Origin of the sequence: Affinundibacterium nitidum (genome assembly GCF_014284155.1) — a bacterium.
Taxonomy (GTDB): domain Bacteria; phylum Pseudomonadota; class Gammaproteobacteria; order Burkholderiales; family Burkholderiaceae_D; genus Undibacterium; species Undibacterium nitidum.
On sequence record NZ_JACOFZ010000059.1, the window covers coordinates 1 to 255 of the forward strand.

At 48.6% G+C, this 255-nt stretch carries 1 protein-coding gene; it reads right to left on the reverse strand.

Going from position 1 to position 255, the window contains the following annotated elements; translation table 11 throughout:
• On the reverse strand, positions 1–255 hold a 255-nt coding region (locus tag H8K36_RS19775; protein WP_186918093.1), incomplete at both ends, for a transposase.

Here is a 255-nt window from a genome sequence, read left to right on the forward strand (position 1 = left end):
TCTTATGCAGGAAATCTTTCCGAGCATTGGCGATGGTATTGTGAATCTGCTGGACTTTCAACTTCGCCTTTTTCCAGTTGCTACTGAATGTTGTCCTCTTTAGTTTTACGTTACATTTTGCCTTGTGGCTCATGCGTCGCTGATAACGTGCAAGGCGCTGCTGGTGCTTCTTGAAACTGTTGAGCGGTGCGACGAAGCTGCCATCACTCATGGTGGCAAATCGTACAATCCCGACATCGATCCCGATGGCGCTTG